Genomic DNA, 15399 nt, shown 5'->3' on the forward strand with positions numbered 1-15399 from the left:
GAAGGCGGAACGTTCGCACGGCCGTGCGCGTCGGCTCGCCCGTGCGGGTGTGCATCCGCTTGGCCGATGGGCTGCCGTTGCGGGCGGCGACGGGGGCGGTCAAGGCAGTGGGGCGGTCGCGTCGGGCGGGCATGCCACACACCTAGCACAGGTGGCCCTCGCGTGTTGTTCTCCGCGACACCGTCGCCCGTGGTGCCCGGACGCAGGCATGGGAGCGTCCTCATGGTCGATAGGGAGGGAGCGGCTGAGGCGAGGGGAGACCGGTGTGGGGTGGGCCAGGATGCCGAAGTCCGCCACTTGCGCCTGGCGACGTTCCGACGGCCGCCGCGCTTCCCTCACCGCACGCGCGGCAGCGGGACGGCGGCGCTCACCCTGAGGCCGTCCGGGTCGAAGGCGACGTCGACCTTCGCCTTGAGACGGTACGTCAGCAACCCGTCGAGCAATTCCATGCCGAACCCCTCCCGGCTCGGCAGCGCCACGGGCGGCCCGTCATGCTCGTCCCAGGTCCAGCGCAGGACCGGTCCGGCGGGGCTCTCGTCGATCGTCCAGGTCACCTCCAGGCGACCGTCCGGGTCGGCAAGCGCGCCGTGCCGGATGGCGTTGATGGTCAACTCGTGCAGCGCCATCCCGACCGGGACCGCCAGTTCGGACGCGAGCGGAACCGGGGGGCCCTGCAGCGACACGCGCGAGCGGCCCGGCTCCAGGTAAGCCTCAAGCTCCGTCCGGAGCAGTCCCTCGAACGACACGGTCTGCGTCCGCGCGTCGGTGATCAGGGTGTGGGTCTTGGCCAATGAGGCGATGCGGCCGGCGAACACCTGCCGGAAGTCCGCCAGCCCCATCGACGAGCGCAGGCTCGCGTTGAGCACCGCCTGGACGGTCGCGAGGGTGTTCCTGACGCGGTGATGGAGTTCGCGGACGAGCAGGCCCTGGTTTTCCTCCGCCGCGTGCCGTTCGGTGACGTCGCGCTGCGCCGAGACCCAGTGGGCGATCCGCCCGTCGGGGTCGCGCACGGGCGTCATCAGCCATTCGACCGTGTAGGTCGAGCCGTCCTTGCGGTAGTTTACGGCCTCGCCCTGGAACGGCTCGCCGGCCGCAAGCGCCGCGCGCATCCGGTCGAGGACGGCGCGGCCCGTCCCCGAGCCTTGGAGGAGGCGGGGGTTCTAGCCCAGGACCTCTTCCGCCTTGTAGCCGGTCATGCGGGTGAAGGCCGGGTTCACGTACTCGATGCGCGGACCGGGTTCTTCGAGCTCGGCGGAGGTGATGAGGACGGCTTCCCCGCTGGCCTCGACCGCGGCGAGCAGGAGACCGGCATCCGTCGGAACCCGTTGCGTCGCGTTCCGATCTCGCACGTCCACCGCTCCCGAACCTCGGCGCCAGGCGCGTCCTGGGTGCCAAGCCGGCCCCAACCCGGGCATGACTTACAACCAACCGTGGCCGTCCAGGTTTCCGGCGCCTGACGGACGGGGACCGTCCATGGCGAGCCGAAGGGCAGGTCCGCCTCCCTGGCCCGGCCGTCCCCGAGGCCGGTGCCGGGGCGCGCAGGGTCGGAAGGCCAGCAAGCGCCCGTTTGCGGCCGGGCGAAGCCAGCCTTGTGCATGACGTGCGCGATCACGTCGGGGCTCTCCGCCCCAGGGCTCGCCTGTGCTACGGTCACGCCGAACGGCGGGCCCGAGGTGGCGCCACGTCAGGCGACGATGTCTTGACCGACTTCCGGGAACACGACTGCATCACGGCCGAACTGACGCGCTCGGACGCTAGCTCCGATCCGTTCGCCGCTGCGGTACGCGCGACGCGGATGCCGATGATCGTCACGGACCCGAACCGGCCCGACAACCCCATCGTGTTCGCCAACGCCGCCTTCACGAAACTCACCGGCTACGCGAACGAGGAGATCCTCGGCCGGAACTGCCGGTTCCTCCAAGGTCCGGAGACCAACCGGTACGACGTCGCCCGCATACGGGACGCTATCGAGCGGCGCGAGCCCATCGAGCTCGAACTGCTCAACCACAAGAAGTCCGGCGAGGTCTTCTGGAACCGGCTGCTGGTCTCGCCGGTGTTCGACCGAGCCGGCGTGCTGACCCACTTCTTCGCCTCGCAATTTGACGTCACGCTGGAGCGGGACAAGCTGGTGCGTCTCCAGGACGACCTTGCGGTCCGCGGGCGGGAGGTGGCGCGCCGCAAGGTCGAGCTCGCCCGCACCGAGGAGCGGATGCGGTTCGCCCTCAAGGCCGGGCGGATCGGCTCTTGGACCCTCGACCTCGCCGACCGGCGGCTTGAGGCCTCCGACATCTGCAAGGAGAACTTCGGCCGGAACGTCGCCGATCCGTTCGGCTACGATGACCTGCTGGCCGCCGTCGTACCCGACGACCGGGAGCGGATGGAGGAGGCGGTGCGGGAGTCCATCGCCGGGCACGGGGATTACGACATCGAGTATCGGGTGCGCACGCCGTCGGGCGAGGAGCGCTGGGTGCACGTCCGCGGGCAGACGTTCTACGACGCGAACGGCAGCCCGGTGAGCATGGCCGGAGTGTCCATCGACGTCACGGAGCGCAGGCGCGTCGAGGAGCAGCGCCAGTTGCTGGCGGGCGAGCTCACCCACCGGGTCAAGAACTCGATGGCGACGATGCAATCCATCGCCCACCAGACGCTGCGTAACGCGGCAAGCCTGGACGAGGCGCGCAAGACGCTCGACGCGCGCCTGGCATCCCTGGCGGCGGCCCATGACGCGCTGACCCGCGAGAGCTGGGAAGGGGCGACCCTCGGCGAAATCGTCGAGCGCGCCCTGCAGCCGTTCCGGAGCGGGTCGGCCAGGCGCTTCACCGTCGCCGGCCCGCAGGTGTGGCTGTCGCCGCGCGCCAGCCTCGCTTTCGTGCTGGCGCTGCACGAGTTGGCGACGAACGCCGTGAAGTACGGTGCGCTATCGAACGACGCGGGCCGCGTGGTCCTGGATTGGGGCCTCGACGAAGGGCGGCATCTGGCCCACCTGTGGCTGCGTTGGGAGGAGCTCGGAGGCCCACCCGTCGCGAAGCCGGCGCGGAACGGCTTCGGTTCGCGCATGATCGAGCGGGCGCTCGCGATGGAACTCGGAGGCCGGGCCAGGATCGAGTACCGACCGGGCGGCGTCGTGTTCACGTTTGAGGCGCCATTGCCCGAGCGGGTGTCCTAGGTGCCTTGGTCATCCGTCCCTGATCCTCCTTCCGCCAGTGCGGGCAACGGCATGCGGACGGAGACCTGCAACCCGTCCGGGGCAAAGGCGACGTCGACCTCGGCGCCCGTCTGCGCGGCCAGGATCTTGTTGAGGAGGCGGTGGCCGAAGCCCTCGCGGGTGGGATGCATGGCCGGTGGGCCGTCGTGCTCGGCCCAGTCCCAGCGCAAGCCTCGGCCGGAGCCCCGGTCCTCGATGCGCCAGGTCACCTGAAGCCTGCCGTTCGGGTCCGCGAGCGACCCGTGCCGCAGGGCGTTGGTGGTCAACTCGTGCAGGGCCATGCCCACGGGCACGGCGAGTTCGGACGGCAGGACGACCCTCGGCCCGTCCAGGGTCAGGCGCCCGCGCTCGTCGTAGGGGTCGAGTTCGGCCCTCAGCAACCCCTCGAACGAGGCGGCCTAGTCGAGATTCTCGGTGATCAGCGCGTGCGTCCGGGCCAGGGAGGAGATCCGGCCCGACAGGGCGCGGGTGAACTCGGTGGCCGAGAGCGAGGAGCGCATCGTCGCGTTCAGCACCGCCTGCACCGTCGCCAGCGTGTTCTTCACCCGGTGGTGGAGCTCGCGCACCAGCAGCGCCTGGCGGTCCTCGCCGGCGCGCCGCCCGGTGACGTCGCGCTGCGCCGAGACCCAGTTCGTGACTTGACCGCCGGCGTCGCACACCGGCGTGATCAGCCACTCGACCATGTAGGCCGATCCGTCCTTGCGGTAGTTAAGCGCCTCGCCCTGGGCCGTCTCGCCGGCCTCAAGCGAGGCGCGCAGTCCGTCCAGGACGGACCGGTCGGTGCCGGGACCCTGTAGGAAGCGGGGTGAGCGCCCCACGACCTCGTCGGCCGCATAGCCGGTCATGCGGGTGAAGGCCGGGTTGGCGTACTCGATGCGCGGGCCTGGCTCGTCGAGGTCGCCCGAGGTGATCAAGATGGCTTCCCCGGTCGCCTCGACGGCCGCCTGCAGCAGCCTGAGGTCGACCGTACCCAGCTTCAACCCGTCTCGCACGGCCACCCCGCCCCTCCAGGATCAGCCGTCGTGAACCGGCTCGAAAAACCTCGCGCGAAGCCGCGTCCAGGCACACGTTTGCAGAACCGCCGACCAGAGACCCGGTTGCAACGGCAGGTGGCGGCCGGGGATGCGCTCCTTCGTCCCGCAGGGCCAGGATGACCGGCGGTCCGCTTGCGTACTGAATGCGTCCGGGGCGTGGTGACGGGAGGGCTCGGCGTGGCGGAAGGCCAGTCCTGAAGCCGTAGCCATCCCGAGCATGACGCCGCTCGCCCGGGGCAAAACATCCGGGCGCGACCGAGGTTGATGTTGGCACGTCCCATGGCGGAGGGCATCGAGACGAACCGGGTGAACGGGGTCGCCTGGAGAGGATTGAGGTGGGCCGCCCCTACATACGGCAGTTGGACGAAATGACGGCCTTCCGACCGTCGTCGGCCATATTGGACTTGCAGGTCGCGCCGTTCCGGAGGTCCCAGTCCTTCGAGGTCGAGGCCAGGAGGTCCGGCGCCTGGCGCGAGACGTTGGGCGTCATCGCGGCCGCCCGCTCTGCCGTGGGGACCGACGACCTGCGGTGATGGATCGGCCTGCCATGCGGACACCGAGGGAACCTTGCGCCCGTGAACCCATCCCGTTCGAGGATTCGATCCCTCGTGCCCGGGAGCGTCGGCCGCTCCTCCGGTGAGATCTACCTCGACATCCTGAGCCGGCTCGCGCCGGGCGCCGCCTGCGACAGGGTCATGCCGGCCGACGCCGACGCGGCGCTGCCGCAGGGCATGGCCCTGGCCGGGTCCGACGCGGCGTTCCTCAGGTGCGGGGCGCGCGTGGGGGATCGTGGGGGATGTCGTGTTTCCGCTTCCCCAGGCCCGCCTGCTGCCCGAACCGACCCTGAGATCCCTCTCCTTACGCGAGCGAGGTTGACGCTTGCCCCTCGCCGGTATGCTCAGGCGCGTTTTCGGGCGTCGGCGATGAGCGGAATCGTGCCATGCGTGTATTGGGCGAACTCGCCGATGGGCGACGGCCGTCCCATCAGGTAGCCCTGTGCCTCGTGGCATCGCTCGGCCACAAGGAAGCCGAGCTCCGCCTCCGTCTCGACGCCCTCGGCTAGGACCGGAAGCCCGAGGCCGCGGCCCAGGCCAAGGACCGAGCGCACGATGGCCGCCGTCTGCTCGTTGCTGTCGACCGAGCGCACGAACGAGCCGTCGATCTTGATCTTGTCGAACGGGAACGAGCGCAGGTTCGAAAGGGACGAGTAGCCCGTGCCGAAATCGTCCATGGCGATGCGGAGGCCCAGCGCCTTCAACTGCCGAAGGGTCAGCAGCGCCCGGTTCGGGTCGCTGATCAGCGCCGTCTCGGTCACTTCGACCTCAAGCCGGTATGGCGCAAGCCCGGTCTTGAGCAACACCTCGTGTACCAGGCCGACGAGGTGGGGGCTGTGGATCTGCACCGCCGAGACGTTGACCGCGACGGCGAGCGGTTGCGGCCAGGTCGCGGCCTCGCGGCAGGCCTCGCGCAGAACCCACTCGCCGATCTGCAGGATGGCGTCGCTCTCCTCGGCGATGGGGATGAACACCGCTGGCGAGACATAGCCGCGCTCGGGGTGCTTCCAGCGCAGCAGCGCCTCGAAGCCGATGACCTCGCCCGTGCCGACGTCGGTCTGGGGCTGGTAGACGAGCTGCATCTCCCCGCGAGCCACGGCGTGGCGCAGGTCATGCTCCAGCAGGCGGCGCTCGCGCACCTCGACGCCCATCTTCGCCTCGAAGAAGCGGTAGGTGCCACGCCCTTCCGACTTGGCGCGGTAGAGAGCGGTGTCGGCGTAGCTCAGGAGAGCGGCCCGCTCCTGTGCATCGTCCGGATAGAGGGCGATGCCGATGCTGGTCGCGATCTGTGGCCCGCCACCGTCCGTCCTGCCGGCGCGAAGCGCCTCCAGGATGCGCTCGGCGAGGCGGCCGGCCTCGGATGGCCCCGCGCACGGCATCAGGACGGCGAACTCGTCGCCGCCGAGGCGGGCCATCATCTGCGTGTCGTCGAGCTCGGCTGAGACGATGCGGGCGACGCTCTCCAGCATGGCGTCGCCGGCGGCGTGGCCGAACAAGTCGTTGACCTCCTTGAAGCGGTCGAGGTCGAGGCACAGCACCGCGAGCTTGCGCCCGCTCGCGTCCGCGGCGCGCAGCTCCTGGTCGATGCGCTTGGCGAAGCTGGCGCGGTTGGCCAGCCCCGTGAGCGCGTCGTGGTGGGCAAGGAACTGGATCTGGCTCTCGGCCTGGCGGCGGGCCCGCAGGTCGCGCACGGCGACGGCGAAGTGCGGGCGCCCGCCATACTCGACCGATTGCATGATGATCTCGACCGGCACCAGGGCACCGTCGGCCAGCCGGAGCTCGGCCTCGACCGGCCGCTCCGGATGGCTCGCCAGGGCGAGGCGGGCGGTGTCGCCGGGCAGGTGCGCCGACAGCGCCGTGCCCGCGAGCGCGGCCTGCGGCAGGCCGACGAGCTTAGCGAAGGCCCGGTTCGCGCTGACGATGGTGTCGCCGGTGCAGACGACGAGCCCTTCGACCGCTGCGTTGGCGAGGCTGCGCAGGCGGTCGGCCTCCACTTGCGCGTGACCTCGGTCGCGCACGTCGAGGGTCAGGGCGGCGGCCGCCAGGAGCAGGATGGCGAAGCTCGCGAGCGCGACCGCGACGGCAAGCCATGCGTTCGGGACCGCCGCCTCGGAAACGGCGAGCGTCGGGTCGGGCGTTATGGTGACGGCGCCCATGGCGGTGAAGTGATGGCTGCAGATGGCCAGCAGCAGCAGCAGGGCCGCCGGCAATTGCCGGACGAGGCCGCGGGCCCCTACCTGTGCCACCAGCGCCGCGCCGCCCAGGATGCCGCCGAGCGCGAGCGAGACGGCGACGGTGGCCGGGTCCCAGGTCTTGTGCCCGGCGACGTCGTAGGCGGCCATGCCGGTGTAGTGCATCGCGGCGATGCCGAAGCCGAGGATGGCGCCCCCGGCCCAGGCGGCCGTGCGCCCTCCCACCAGCACCGCGAGCGAGAGCCCGGACCCAGCCAGCGCGACGGCGATGACGAGGGAAATGCCGGTGAGCGCGACGTCGTAGCCGCTCGGCACGCCCGGTGCGAAGGCCAGCATGGCGATGAAATGGGTCGCCCAGATGCCGGAGCCGCCGGCGGTTGCCGCCACGGCGAGCCAGCCGGCCTGCGCCCAAGCCCTCGCCCGGCTCGCGTGGCTGATTAGGCAAACCGTTGTCAGGGCCGAGAGCGCGCAGATGGCCGCCGCGAGCGCGACGAGGCGGAAATCATGGGCCTCGACAAGGCATCCGACGACGGTGAGCATGAGGCGGCCCCGGGGACGTTCGAATCCCCATGTTGGGCCATGTCGGTGTAGATCGATTTAATGGCGCGCGACCGGTATATGGATCCACACGCAAGGCCCTGAAGCTTTGCTGCGGCGCGCCGTCGCAACTTCGTTCCTGTCGTTCAAGCCTGGGCAACCGACCCGAACGCTTCCAGGGCCGTTCGCCCGGCGTCGGAGGCATCCTCGGCGGAAGCATAAGCTTCCGGGGAGACGCGGATGGACACGCCGTCCGCGTCGGTCAGGTGCCAACGATACTGACCGTGGCTCTCGCCGCAGGCCTCGACGGTGACGGCCACCGGCGTCGGGTCGTCCATGCCTCAGGCTTCCTTCAGCGGGTCGTGGCCCCAGTTCATCAGCGACAGCCGCCAGGGCGAGTCCTTCACCGCGTCCTTGTCCTTCGGGCCGCCCTGCTTGAGGTGGCGGTGCACGTAGCCGACGACCTTGCGCATGTGCCCGTAATCGTCTTCCGACAACTCGGACTTGTTCTTGTGAAGCATCTCGACGATGCGCCGCCCCTCCACATGGCCCGTCGCCTCGCCGCCGTCCTTCCTCTGCCCGACCGACTGGCTGTCCTTGCTCTTGAGGTGCTTCTCCAGGGCCGCAGCCGTCATGTTCACGACCTCCTTGAACGCCTTGTAGGTCGTCTCGTGGTCGTCCGTCCCGGCCATTTTTCGCCTCCGCTCGGGTGTTGGGCGACCCCGCTCGGGGCCGCCTTAGGGTCGAGGTCAGCTATCGGCCTTGGAGCCGCCGAGTGTCAGGTCGAGGTAGGTCTGGGTCACCCGCTCGATCAGGGCGGCGATCTCCTCCGCCGCCTTGACCTCCTCCTCGGCGGATGCCCGGAATGCTGAAGCCTGGTCGGACTTGCCGGCGCGTTCGGCGATGACGGCGAGCGAGCGGTAGGCCGCGACCTGGTCATACTGGTAGGCGTAGCCCGCGTAGAGGTTCTTCAGGGTCTCGTCCTGGGCGGTGGCGTGCACCGCGGCACCGATGGAGCCGGCAACGCTGGTCACCGTCTCCTTGAGGGTCGAGGCGCTCTCGCCGACGGCTGCCAGCGCCTTGTCGAGGCGGTCGATCTGCCCCTTCGTGGTCTCGACATGGCGGCGCAGGACGGCGGCGTAGTCGGGGTAGCGTTCCAGGCCGGAAAGCTGGCGCTCCATCTGCTCCAGGCCCTGCTTCTCCAGGGCGCGCGTATTGCGAAGCGCGCCTGCGTAGATCGTACCGATGTCCATGTTGGCCATGCCGTCGTAGCTCCTCGTTGGTGTCGGGTTCGCCGGCCAACGTGGGATGGGTACCGCCGTTCCTAGGGCGGCCTGCGGCGGATGGGCCCTCTGGCGAGGTGGCCTACTTCGACTTGCCGCCCTTCTTGCCGAGCTCGGCCTGGGCCGACGAGGATGTGCGCGGGTTCGACTTGCCCTCGTGGCTCGCCTTCGCGTTCGCCTTCTTGGCCGTGTCGCTGCCGCGGCCCTTCTTCTCGGTCATCGTCGCCTCCTCCGGGATGGTTCCCAATGCCCGGAGTGTCTGCCCCGTTCCGAAGGACGACTTCGCGCGGGCCGCGTAACGGGTGACGCAACCCGCCACGCGTTACGTTCCAGGGGATCCCCACCATGCGGCGCAGCGAGCGCTGACAAGGGCTTGGCCGAGCGCTACGGTGTCAGCCCGCCGGGATCCGCCCGTCGCCACGGAGCCCGACCGACATGATGAGCGACACATCGACCAGCCCGCCGCCTGGTGGAGAGATCAGGATCTCGACCGGCGTGCCGGGCCTCGACGACGTCCTCGGCGGCGGTCTGACGCCGAGCCGGCTCTACCTGCTGGAGGGCACGCCGGGGACGGGCAAGACGACGCTCGCGCTGCAGTTCCTGCGTGAGGGCGTTGCCCGGGGCGAACGCACCCTTTACATCACCCTGTCGGAGACCGCGGACGAGCTCCGCGCCTCCGCGGCGACCCATGGTTGGACGCTCGACGGCATCGAGGTGTTCGAGCTGGTCGACGAGATGGGCCTGGACCCCGACAGCGAGCAGTCGATCCTGCACCCCTCCGATATCGAACTGGGGGAGACGGTGAAGGAGGTCATCGCGCTGGTCGACCGGACGAAGCCCGACCGGGTCGTGTTCGACAGCCTCTCGGAACTCCGCCTGCTGGCCCAGAACCCGCTGCGGTACAGGCGCCAGATCCTGGCCCTCAAGCGCTTCTTCGCCAAGCGCGCCTGCACCGTGCTGATGCTCGACGACAAGACCTCCGAGACGGGGGACGTGCAACTCCACAGCATCGCTCACGGGGTGGTGTCGCTGGACCAGGCACCGCGCGAGTACGGCGCCGAGCGGCGGCGGCTCCGCATCGTCAAGATGCGCGGCATCAAGTTCCGCGGCGGTTACCACGACTTCGTGCTGGAGACCGGCGGCATCCAGGCGTTCCCGCGCCTGATCGCGGCCGAGCACCACGCCAGCTTCGATCCCCGGGGCACGTCGACCGGTTCGGCCGAGCTCGACCTGCTGCTGGGCGGAGGGCTCGTGCCGGGCACCAACACGCTGCTGCTCGGACCCTCCGGCGTCGGCAAGACGACGACCGCGATCCGTTGCATGCTGGCGGCCCTGGAGCGCGGCGAGACGGCGACCTACTACCTGTTCGACGAGGGGCTCGCGACCATGCTGGTCCGGGCCGCGACGCTCGGTATGGATCTGGCCCCGCACATCGCGGCCGGGCGGCTGACCGTCACGCAGGTCGATCCCGCCGAGCTCTCTCCAGGGGAGTTCGCCTCGAAGGTCCGGGCTGCGGTGGAGGAGCGTGGCTCGACCTTCGTGGGAGTCGACAGCCTGAACGCCTACCTGCATGCCATGCCGGGCGAGGAGTACCTCATCCTGCAGATGCACGAGCTCCTGAGTTACCTGAACCAGCAAGGCGTCACCACGCTCCTGGTACTGGGCCAGCACGGCATCGTCGGCGACGTGCGCAGCGACGTCGACCTGAGCTATCTCAGCGACTGCATCCTGCTGTTCCGGTTCTTCGAGGCGAAGGGCCAGGTCCGCACCGCCCTATCAGTGGTGAAGAGCCGGGTGAACGCGCACGAGCGCACCATCCGCGAGCTGAAACTGTCCCAGGGTGGGTTGCAGGTCGGCGAGGCGCTCGACGACTTCGAGGGCGTGCTCACGGGCTTGCCGGCCTATCACGGGCGGGTCGCGATGCTGTCAGGCGCGTCCGAAGGCGGCAAGGCGTGAGCGTCCCCGTCGCGGACGAGGAACGCGTCCTGATCCTGTCGCCCCGCGGGCGCGACGCCCAGGTCGTGGGGCAGGTGCTGGACCGGGCGGGCACGCGCGCCGAGGCCTGCCCGGACATGGTGGGTTGGCTCGCCTGCCTCCAGGCCGGCGCGGGTGCCGCGCTGGTCACGGAGGAGGCGCTCGCCGACGGACGGCCGGACGACCTGTTCGCCTGGCTCGACGCGCAGCCGCCCTGGTCGGACTTCCCCTTCATCGTCCTCGCCACCCGCCAGGTGGGTCGCCGGCCCGAGCGCGCGGCGAACCTGCTCGGAAGGCTCGGCAACGTGATCCTGCTGGAGCGCCCGGTGAACGCCGAGACGCTGGCCAGCGCGGCGGCCTCGGCCCTGAGGGCCCGGCGTCGCCAGTACCAGGCTCGCGAGCACCTGCTGGAGCGCGAGCGCGCGCAGGAGCAGCTCCGGGACGCCAATGAGGACTTGGAGCGGCGCGTCGTCGAGCGGACGCAGGAAGTGGAAACCGCGCGAGAGACGCTGGCCTTCGCCCTCGATGCCGCCGGCATGGCGTCCTGGGGCGTGGACTACGTCACGGGCACGTCCCGCCGCTCGCCCCGCTTCGACGCCATCTTCGGCTACGAAGCGGGCGCACCCGGCTGGGACCGGGACAGCTTCCTCGCCCACGTCGTCGACGAGGACCGCGATGCCGTCGAGGCGGCCTTCGCCGCGGTCGCCGAGACGGGCAGGCTCGACCTGGAATGCCGCGTCCGGCGCGCGGATGGGACCGTCCGCTGGGTTGCCATGCGCGGGCAGGTCAAGCGCGACGAAGCCGGTGCGGCGCTGCGCATCGCCGGCATCCTGATGGACCGCACCGACCAGCGCATCACCGAGGAGGCTCTGCGCCAAGCCCAGAAGATGGAAGCCATCGGACAGTTGACCGGCGGCGTGGCGCACGACTTCAACAACCTGCTCACCGTCATCGTCGGCGGCCTCGACATGATCCTGCGCCGGCCCGAGCAGCTCGACCGCGTCAAGCGCCTGGCCGAGGCGGCGATGGGCGCGGCCCGGCGCGGCGAGCAACTGACCCAGCAGCTCCTCGCCTTCTCCCGCCGGCAGATGCTGCGGCCGCAGACGCTCAACCCGAACCGCCTGCTCCTGGACTTCCGGCCCTTGGCCGAGCGGGCGGCGACGGGGACGGTGGAGCTCACCTTCGATCTCGACCCTGCGCTCGACCCGATCCGGATCGACCCGGCGCAGTTCGAGGCAGCGGTGCTGAACCTCGTCGTGAACGCACGGGACGCGATGGAAGGCCAGGATCGCCATGCGCGCATCGCCGTGACGAGCCGCAACGTCCACCTCGGGACCGCCGCAGTCGCCGATAGGGGGGTGGCGCCCGGGGCCTACGTCGTCATCTCTGTGTCGGATACCGGCACCGGAATCCCGCCGGATAAGCTCCAGCGGGTGTTCGAGCCGTTCTTCACCACGAAGGAGGTCGGCAGGGGGACCGGGCTCGGCTTGAGCCAGGTCTACGGCTTCACCCGCAGCGCTGGGGGGTTCGCGCAGATCGAGTCGGAGGTCGGCCAGGGCACGACGGTCAGCCTGTACTTCCCGCGCTCGACCGACCCGGCTGACGAGGAGGCCGCTGTCGGTGCGGCGAGTTCGATCCCCCTGCGCCGCGCCGGCGAGGGCGAGACGGTTTTGCTTGTTGAGGACGACGAGCAGGTGCTCGGCATGGCTGTGGAAAGCCTGGAGGAGCTGCGCTACCGGGTCATCGTCGCCCGCAACGCCGCCGAGGCCCTGGAGCATCTCCGGGGCGTTGAGCGCATCGACATCCTGTTCTCCGACGTGGTGATGCCGGGGGGCATGAACGGCTCGCAACTGGCCGTCGAGGCGCAGAGCCTGCGGCCCGGCATCAAGGTCCTGCTCACTTCGGGCTACGTGGCGAACCTCGACGAGGGGCAGGTGATCGGGCGCGGCGTATTACCGGTGCTGAACAAGCCCTACCGCCGCGACGAGCTCGCCCGGTCGTTGCGGCTCGTGCTAGGTGGCGAGAGCGCCTGAGGCCCCTGGACTCCCTGGTCCCATAGTTGCGAAACGTCATCCCGGCGGGAACGGGGGAGACGAGGATCTAGTCCGGTCGCAACGGCGACGCTTCCGCAAAACGCACGCAATCGTCGGCCATCGTGCTAGACAGTACCTGCAAGCGCGCACGCGACTCCAAGTCCTTGGCGTTCGAGCAAGCTCCGCGGCGGCGCGGCCCACCCCGGGCTACGGCGCGGGCGGCGGACCCAGATCCATGTCGAAGCGCATCGTCGCGCGCGCGAACCTCCTCGTCTTCGGGGTGCTGCTCGCCATCCTCGCCCTGGTCGGGATTGTGACCTGGGAGCGCCTCAACGCCTCGCGCGAGGCCCGGGAATGGTCTCAGCACAGCTACCGCGTTCTGGGAACGATGAAGGATCTCGCAATCGCGTTGCGTGATGCCGAGACCGGGCAGCGCGGCTACGTCATCACCGGCAAGGACGACTACCTCGCCCCTTACGACTCCGCCCGTGACCGCCTCGGGGTGCTCCAGGGCGAGCTCCAGAAGCTCACCGCCGACAACCCCGCCCAGCAGGAGCGCCTGCGCGCCCTTGCCCCGGTGATCCAGCACAAGCTGGAGGAGCTCGCGCAAACGGTGCAGCTGCGCCGCGACGTCGGCGTCGAGGCCGCCGGGCGCCTAGTCAACACGGACGTCGGCCGCGGTTACATGAAGGAGGCCGAGACCTCGCTCGCGGCCATGCTGGCCGATGAGGAGGCGCTGCTCGCCCGACGCCTGGGCGAGAACGACGCCCGCGCCGCCTGGGTGCGCTGGACGACCCTGGGTGGCTCGCTCCTCGCCGTCCTGGCGCTGCTCTGGGCGGCCCGCCTCCTCAACCAGGCCTGGTCGCGGTCCTACCGGACCGAGGCCGAGCAGCGCACCCTGGCATTGCGCTTGAGCACGACACTGGACAGCCTCAGCCAGGGCGTCGCGGTGTTCGGTCCGGACCGGGCACTGACGAACTGGAACGAATGCTTCCAGGTGCTGCTCGACCTGCGCAGGGCCATGATCCGGCCGGGCACGTCGTACGCCGCCCTCGCCGAGCACACGGCGGAGACAGGGCGGCCGGTGCTGGAGACCTGGGACCAGGTCAGCCATGGCGGCACCGGCCCGCGCGAGGCGGTCGTGTACGAGCGCTCCCGCGCCGACGGCCATCACCTGGAGCTGCGCCGCACGCCGATGCCGGATGGTGGGTTCGTCCTGACCATCTCCGACATGACCAAACGCGCCCAGGCCGAGGGGGTGCTGCGCGAGGCGCAGAAGATGCAGGCCATCGGGCAACTCACCGGCGGCATCGCGCACGACTTCAACAACCTCCTGCAGGTCATCCTCGGGAACCTGGAGTTCGTCCGGGCGAAGCTCGACGGCGACGCCAAGCTGCAGACCCGCATCGAGCGCGCCGCATGGGCCGCCCAGCGCGGCGCGACGCTCACGGGCCAGCTTCTCGCCTTCGCGCGCAAGCAGCCCCTGGCACCGGCCGCCATCGATCTCGCCGCGACGATGCCGGACCTCGTGCCGCTGCTCCGGCGGACGCTCGGCGAGCACATCGAGGTGCGTTACGTCGAGAGCGCCGGGCTGTGGCCGGCCATGGCCGATCCGGCGCAGCTTGAGAGCGCGGTGCTCAACCTTGCGCTGAACGCACGCGACGCCATGCCGGGCGGCGGACGCCTCACCATCGAGCTCGGCAACAAGGTTCTGGACCGCGAATACGCCCGCCACCACGCCGAGGTGGTTCCGGGCGACTACGCCATGGTGGCGGTGTCCGACACCGGCCACGGCATGACGCCGGAGGTCGCCGCCCGGGTATTCGAGCCGTTCTTCACGACCAAGCCCGACGGCAAGGGCACCGGGCTCGGCCTCGCGATGGTGTTCGGCTTCGTCAAGCAGTCCGGCGGCCATGTGAAGATCTACTCGGAGCCTGGTCATGGCACGACGGTGAAGATCTACCTGCCCCGGGCAATCGGCCAGCTCGCCGCGGTCGGTGGACGGACTGCGGCGCCGGTCGAGCTTCCTCGCGGCTCGGCCACCATCCTGGTGGTCGAGGACGAGGCGGCGGTGCGCGAGATCGCCTGTGCGATCCTCGCCGACCTCGGCTACCGCGTGCTGGACGCTGCCGACGGCGAGGAGGCCCTGCGCGTCTTCGGGGCGAACGCCGCGGCCGTCGACCTGCTGCTGACCGACGTGGTGCTGCCCGGGAAGGTCAGGGGCCGTGAATTGTCGGAACGCGTCCAGGCGGTCCGGCCGGAGGTGAGGGTGCTCTTCATGTCCGGCTACACCGAGAATTCCATCGTCCATCACGGCCGGCTCGACGATGGCGTTCACCTGATCGGCAAGCCGTTCAAGCGCGAGCAGCTCGCCCTCAAGGTCGCCGAGGTGATTGGGGCCAATCACTCTGTCGAGACGGGAAACATCGTCGCCCTTCGACCGAAGCGGGACTCTTGAGACCTCACCCGGAGACCGACAGGGTTCCCGGGTGACATCGGCCTCGCCTCGGGTGCGCCTACGCCCAGCCCATCGGATCTTAGGCCATGCTCTCAACCGGGCGTTAGCCACGACCATGTTCAATGCCCA

The 15399-nt window shown here is 70.1% G+C and carries 13 protein-coding genes and 1 pseudogene; 4 read left to right on the top strand and 10 right to left on the bottom strand.

Translation table 11 applies throughout. The annotated features are described in order from the left end of the window. Positions 1-335: 335 nt before the first annotated feature. From J3A75_RS05945 to J3A75_RS36415, 3 genes and pseudogenes are all read right to left on the bottom strand, one after another. Positions 336-923 (bottom strand): sensor histidine kinase, encoded by a 588-nt coding sequence (locus J3A75_RS05945; RefSeq protein WP_280178955.1) that lies wholly within the window; start codon positions 921-923, stop codon positions 336-338. A gap of 18 nt (positions 924-941) precedes the next feature. Continuing rightward, a pseudogene (locus J3A75_RS36990) lies at positions 942-1118 on the bottom strand (PAS domain-containing protein); the annotation flags it as partial. A gap of 42 nt (positions 1119-1160) precedes the next feature. After that, positions 1161-1349, bottom strand: a complete 189-nt coding sequence (locus tag J3A75_RS36415) for a PAS domain-containing protein (RefSeq protein WP_245295892.1) — start codon at positions 1347-1349, stop codon at positions 1161-1163. A gap of 350 nt (positions 1350-1699) precedes the next feature. Between J3A75_RS36415 and J3A75_RS05950 the strand changes: the two genes are divergently transcribed. Beyond that, positions 1700-3166, top strand: coding sequence for an HWE histidine kinase domain-containing protein (locus J3A75_RS05950; RefSeq protein ID WP_059407784.1), 1467 nt, complete (start codon positions 1700-1702; stop codon positions 3164-3166). Here the strand turns inward: J3A75_RS05950 and J3A75_RS36420 are convergent. The 7 genes from J3A75_RS36420 to J3A75_RS05980 all read right to left on the bottom strand — a co-directional run bounded on the left by J3A75_RS36420 (position 3163) and on the right by J3A75_RS05980 (position 9025). After that, positions 3163-3585, bottom strand: a complete 423-nt coding sequence (locus J3A75_RS36420) for a sensor histidine kinase (RefSeq protein WP_244612615.1) — start codon at positions 3583-3585, stop codon at positions 3163-3165. The genes J3A75_RS05950 and J3A75_RS36420 overlap by 4 nt on opposite strands. An 18-nt stretch (positions 3586-3603) precedes the next feature. After that, entirely contained in the window at positions 3604-4185 is a 582-nt protein-coding gene (locus J3A75_RS36425) for a PAS domain-containing protein (protein WP_245295893.1), read from the bottom strand. 952 nt (positions 4186-5137) lie between these two features. Then, positions 5138-7525 (bottom strand): EAL domain-containing protein, encoded by a 2388-nt coding sequence (locus J3A75_RS05960; RefSeq protein ID WP_059407779.1) that lies wholly within the window; start codon positions 7523-7525, stop codon positions 5138-5140. Positions 7526-7668: 143 nt separating this feature from the next. Then, complete coding sequence (locus J3A75_RS05965; protein WP_059407778.1) at positions 7669-7860, bottom strand: hypothetical protein; 192 nt, start codon at positions 7858-7860, stop codon at positions 7669-7671. A 3-nt stretch (positions 7861-7863) separates the two neighbouring features. Next, entirely contained in the window at positions 7864-8214 is a 351-nt protein-coding gene (locus J3A75_RS05970) for a DUF3140 domain-containing protein (protein ID WP_059407776.1), read from the bottom strand. Positions 8215-8271: 57 nt separating this feature from the next. Next, positions 8272-8784, bottom strand: coding sequence for a DUF892 family protein (locus tag J3A75_RS05975; protein WP_059407774.1), 513 nt, complete (start codon positions 8782-8784; stop codon positions 8272-8274). 103 nt (positions 8785-8887) lie between these two features. Next, positions 8888-9025: a hypothetical protein gene (locus J3A75_RS05980; protein ID WP_185156782.1), complete on the bottom strand. Its 138-nt coding sequence runs from the start codon at positions 9023-9025 to the stop codon at positions 8888-8890. A gap of 218 nt (positions 9026-9243) precedes the next feature. On the opposite strand from J3A75_RS05980, the gene J3A75_RS05985 reads away from it, so the two are divergent. The 3 genes from J3A75_RS05985 to J3A75_RS05995 all read left to right on the top strand — a co-directional run bounded on the left by J3A75_RS05985 (position 9244) and on the right by J3A75_RS05995 (position 15270). Further along, positions 9244-10761, top strand: a complete 1518-nt coding sequence (locus J3A75_RS05985; protein WP_059408269.1) for an ATPase domain-containing protein — start codon at positions 9244-9246, stop codon at positions 10759-10761. Beyond that, positions 10758-12812, top strand: a complete 2055-nt coding sequence (locus J3A75_RS05990; RefSeq protein WP_209649801.1) for a PAS domain-containing hybrid sensor histidine kinase/response regulator — start codon at positions 10758-10760, stop codon at positions 12810-12812. Before J3A75_RS05985 ends, J3A75_RS05990 begins: the two co-directional genes overlap by 4 nt. 235 nt (positions 12813-13047) lie before the next feature. Next, positions 13048-15270: a CHASE3 domain-containing protein gene (locus J3A75_RS05995; RefSeq protein WP_059407770.1), complete on the top strand. Its 2223-nt coding sequence runs from the start codon at positions 13048-13050 to the stop codon at positions 15268-15270. Positions 15271-15399: the final 129 nt, after the last annotated feature.

The organism is Methylobacterium sp. PvP105 (assembly GCF_017876975.1).
Classification (GTDB): domain Bacteria; phylum Pseudomonadota; class Alphaproteobacteria; order Rhizobiales; family Beijerinckiaceae; genus Methylobacterium; species Methylobacterium radiotolerans.

What these genes read in the sequence shown, in the direction of transcription:
- J3A75_RS05960 (WP_059407779.1), bottom strand. Translation starts at nt 7,525, where the DNA reads ATGCTCACCGTCGTCGGATGCCTTGTCGAGGCCCATGATTTCCGCCTC.
- J3A75_RS05980 (WP_185156782.1), bottom strand. Translation starts at nt 9,025, where the DNA reads ATGACCGAGAAGAAGGGCCGCGGCAGCGACACGGCCAAGAAGGCGAAC.
- J3A75_RS05975 (WP_059407774.1), bottom strand. Translation starts at nt 8,784, where the DNA reads ATGGCCAACATGGACATCGGTACGATCTACGCAGGCGCGCTTCGCAAT.
- J3A75_RS05970 (WP_059407776.1), bottom strand. Translation starts at nt 8,214, where the DNA reads ATGGCCGGGACGGACGACCACGAGACGACCTACAAGGCGTTCAAGGAG.
- J3A75_RS05965 (WP_059407778.1), bottom strand. Translation starts at nt 7,860, where the DNA reads ATGGACGACCCGACGCCGGTGGCCGTCACCGTCGAGGCCTGCGGCGAG.
- J3A75_RS05985 (WP_059408269.1), top strand. Translation starts at nt 9,244, where the DNA reads ATGAGCGACACATCGACCAGCCCGCCGCCTGGTGGAGAGATCAGGATC.
- J3A75_RS05995 (WP_059407770.1), top strand. Translation starts at nt 13,048, where the DNA reads ATGTCGAAGCGCATCGTCGCGCGCGCGAACCTCCTCGTCTTCGGGGTG.